This is a genomic window from Roseospira visakhapatnamensis, from assembly GCF_014197915.1.
GTDB classification, from domain to species: Bacteria; Pseudomonadota; Alphaproteobacteria; order Rhodospirillales; family Rhodospirillaceae; genus Rhodospira; species Rhodospira visakhapatnamensis.
Genome location: NZ_JACIGK010000070.1, coordinates 1 through 3,407, shown reverse-complemented (window position 1 = coordinate 3,407; position 3,407 = coordinate 1). Strand labels below are relative to the sequence as shown.

Below are 3,407 nucleotides of genomic sequence, written 5' to 3'. Positions count from 1 at the left end.
AAGAAGCGCTCGACAAAGTTATGCCAACAGAGTGCAGCAGCTATATGCGGCATTCCGGCTATGGCCCAACTTGATCTCGGATTACTCTAGGGCACCGACGACGTGGGTCGCGCCTTACCCCGCCTCCGGCGGCGTGAGGCCCAGGGCCTCGGCCAGCCGCGACCGCGCCTCGCGCGCCAGGTCCGGGTACCGGGTTTCATAGGCTGCCCAGGCCCGGGCCTGCCGCACTGCCGGGGGCATGGCCTCCGGATCCCCCAGGCTGGGCAGGCGATCCTGGATGGCCGCCGGCGCGAACACCGCCAGGCAGTCGTCCACCACCGCCAAAAGGTCCTCGGTGGCGGGGATCGGCGCTCCCTGCGGTCCATCCTCTTGCGGACCCTGTTGCAGGTCATCCGGCGGCGGGACATCCCCGGATGGAGCCTCCAGCGGCGGCACCAGATCCGGCGCGAAATCCTCCGGAATGGGCCCGCTCCGGGGTGCGGATAGCGGGTCCACGGCACGGTCGTGCGCCGCCGGAGGCCCTTCGTCCACCATGACCGGCGATACAGGCGCGGCCTGCCCCTCCCCCGCGGCGCCTTCGGCCAGGTCGTCCCAGTCCTCCGGGATGAGGCCGTCCCCGGCCGGTTCCCCCGCCGCCGAGGCGCCCGCGTCGTCACCCGAGGCCCCCGGGATCGCGGGCGTCGGGCTCGCCGCCGGCAGGAAGGCCAGCGCCTCGGGCGCGGCATCGTCGGCATCGGCCCCGGCCGACGCCCACGCCTCTCCGGTTCCGTCTTCCCACGGGCCGATGGCCTCGCCCGGGGTCCGCCCGAACAGGCTGTCCCCGGGCGGCATCGGTCCCGCCGTCATCGACCGGTCGGGGTGTTCGTCGGGGGGCGCATGGGCCTCCGGCCGCAGGGGCTCAAGGGGACGGACCGGCGGACCGGTCCCATCGTCATCATCGGCGGCGTCGCCCCGCCCTCCGGGCGGAGTCCATCCCCCCCAGGGGTCGTCATCGCCGGGCGCGGGCAGCTTCGGTCCCGACGGCCCCGGGGTCCGGGACGCGAAGGGATCCGCCGACAGCCCGGCCAGGGCGGCGGCATCGGCCTCCGGAATCATCTGAACCACCACATCCAGCTCGCCCAGGCGCACGCGGTCGCCGTCGCCCACCAGCGCGGTATTGCCCCGCCCCAGGGGCGTGGGCGAGTCGTTCAGGAAGACACCGTTGGTGCTGGTGTCGGTGACGATGAAGGCGGTACCGGACGCATCCAGCCGGCAATGATGCTTGGACAGCAGGCGCCGGGGATCCTTAATGATCCAGTCGTTGTCCAGTCCGCGCCCGATGGTCAGACCGGCGGGACCGACCACCTGGGTCATCACCTGGTCGTCATCGAGGTCCAGGTCGCTGGTCAGGGTCAACAGCAGGGGCATGGCACGGGCTCCCGCCGGCGCGGCCGGCATGGCTTAATCCCGCCGGCGCAGCCGGCATGGCGTGATCCGGGCGTCCAGGCTACAGTCTGTGGGTGTCGGCGGAAACCCCGCGACGCCCGCCCCCGGACACACAGGGAGACCGCGCCGATGACGACCTCCATGGAGTTGATCGACCGTCCCGCCGACGGCGCCGTGGTGCTGAGCCTTACTGGGCGCGTGGACAGCGGCACCGCGCTCGACGTTCAGGACCGCCTGTTGCCCCGGGTGCTGTCGGCCGGGTCCACGCCCGTCCTGATCGACCTCACGGGCCTTACCTACATTGCCAGCGCCGGCTTGCGCGTGCTGCTGATGGCGGTCAAGCGGGCCCGGTCGGCCGGCGGCGCGGTGCACCTCGCGGGACCGAGCGCCGGCGTGATGACGGTGTTGGAGGTAAGCGGCTTCACCTCCCTGTTCGAAATCCACGATGACCTGGACGAGGCCCTTGAGGATCTGGATGCCGCCTTGCGGTAGCGGGCACGGGACCCTTGGTGGGTCGCCATCCCGTCGGCGGGCCCGCTCGCGCGGCGCCCCACGTCGGCATGACGCCTGTTGGGGGCATGACGCCTGTTGGGGGCATGACGCCTGTTGGGACCAAGGCACCGGTTCGGAAACGGGAAAGGCGCCCGGCCAGGGGGGGCGGCCGGACGCCTTGGGCTCCCATCGGGAGCGACGAGGGTGCGTGTATGGGGGGGGGAGAACACGTCACCCTCGCCTGGACGACCCCGGGATCGCCTGGACCCCGAACACCGTCCCATGATCATGGAGATAGGCCGAAAGCCGATCGTTGGAAGGTCCGCACAATCATGCCTCACATGCAGGAATCGCATGGTCGGCGGACCCGTCGCTCGTCACCGGACGGACCGCCGCCCCGGGGCAAGGCCACGCGCGTCATCCGCCCGGATCACGGCACGCGGCGGCCCGTCAGTCCGACCGGCGGAACCCGGCCCGCTCCCGGTAGGAGAACAGATCCCGGTCCAGGTCGATGTTGAAGCGCGGTCGCAGCAGGTTGACGGTGACCTCCACGTTCTGCGCGTCCCGCACCCGCCAACTGCGCAGTTCCAGCGGGCTTTCCGCGAACACCAGGGTTAGGGTGCCCTGGCCCGGCGCGTCGGTCTCCACGATGTCCACCTCCATCAGGCCGGCCTGGCGGCGCATGCCGGTGACCGTGATGGCGGGGTCGGACAGCTTGACCTCGTCGCGCAACAGGATGCCCAGCGGGGTATCGCCGAGGCCGATGTAGCTGACCTGCTGCAACTCCCCATCCTCGTAGATCACATAGGATCCATTGGCCACCACCAGCACCTCGGCCGGGGGATCGTATTCGATCCGCATGCGCCCGGGCCGGCGCATGTACACGGTGCCGCTGGCCTGGTTGCCGGTGGAGGATGCCTGCTGGAACCGGCCCCGAAGGGACCGGACGCTGTTCAGGTAGTCCTGCGCCTGCTGCAACAGGACCGCTTCCTCCGTGCTCATCAGGTAGGGCGCGGGTCCCTGGGCCCGGGCCGCGCCGAACGGTCCCGGGACGAGGGCGACGGACAGGACGGCCGACAGGACGAGCGCCAGGGCGGCAAGCGACGGTCGGACACGGCGCAACGAACGAGGCATGGGGCATCCTTCGGACGGTGGCGAGGAAAAACGGGATGGGCGCGGGGCGTCCGGCGTGGCTTGCCGCCCCGCCCGCCCCGTCGCCGAGATCAACCCTAGGGGCGGAATGTGGCGTGAACAAGAGACGATGCGGCGCCGGGATCCGCCGCGCCGCACCGGCAAGACCTGCCGGGTGACGGGGCCGCCCGGGTGCTTCTTGCCGGGGGCTCCCGTCGCGGTCGCCGCCCTCGGCCACCCCTAGTGCACTGATCCAGACAAAAAATGCAGTCCACATTCTTTTGTCTGGATCGAAAGTGCACGAGAAACAATGTTTTGTGCAGCGACGTTTGCATTCAAGGGGGAACCCCTTGAATGCG

At 70.6% G+C, this 3,407-nt stretch carries 3 protein-coding genes; 1 reads left to right on the top strand and 2 read right to left on the bottom strand.

All coding sequences use genetic code 11. The features are described from left to right. Positions 1–114: 114 nt before the first annotated feature. The gene (locus GGD89_RS19320; protein ID WP_184049092.1) at positions 115–1,407 is read right to left on the bottom strand and encodes an FHA domain-containing protein; all 1,293 of its coding nucleotides are present in this window, start codon (positions 1,405–1,407) and stop codon (positions 115–117) included. A 147-nt stretch (positions 1,408–1,554) separates the two neighbouring features. On the opposite strand from GGD89_RS19320, the gene GGD89_RS19315 reads away from it, so the two are divergent. Beyond that, on the top strand, positions 1,555–1,917 hold the full coding sequence (locus tag GGD89_RS19315; protein WP_184049089.1) for an STAS domain-containing protein: 363 nt from the start codon (positions 1,555–1,557) through the stop codon (positions 1,915–1,917). Between the two features lie 450 nt (positions 1,918–2,367). On the opposite strand, the gene GGD89_RS19310 is transcribed toward GGD89_RS19315, so the two are convergent. Continuing rightward, complete coding sequence (locus GGD89_RS19310; protein WP_184049086.1) at positions 2,368–3,051, bottom strand: LolA family protein; 684 nt, start codon at positions 3,049–3,051, stop codon at positions 2,368–2,370. Between the last annotated feature and the right edge of the window lie 356 nt (positions 3,052–3,407).

What these genes read in the sequence shown, in the direction of transcription:
- GGD89_RS19320 (WP_184049092.1), bottom strand. Translation starts at nt 1,407, where the DNA reads ATGCCCCTGCTGTTGACCCTGACCAGCGACCTGGACCTCGATGACGAC.
- GGD89_RS19315 (WP_184049089.1), top strand. Translation starts at nt 1,555, where the DNA reads ATGACGACCTCCATGGAGTTGATCGACCGTCCCGCCGACGGCGCCGTG.
- GGD89_RS19310 (WP_184049086.1), bottom strand. Translation starts at nt 3,051, where the DNA reads ATGCCTCGTTCGTTGCGCCGTGTCCGACCGTCGCTTGCCGCCCTGGCG.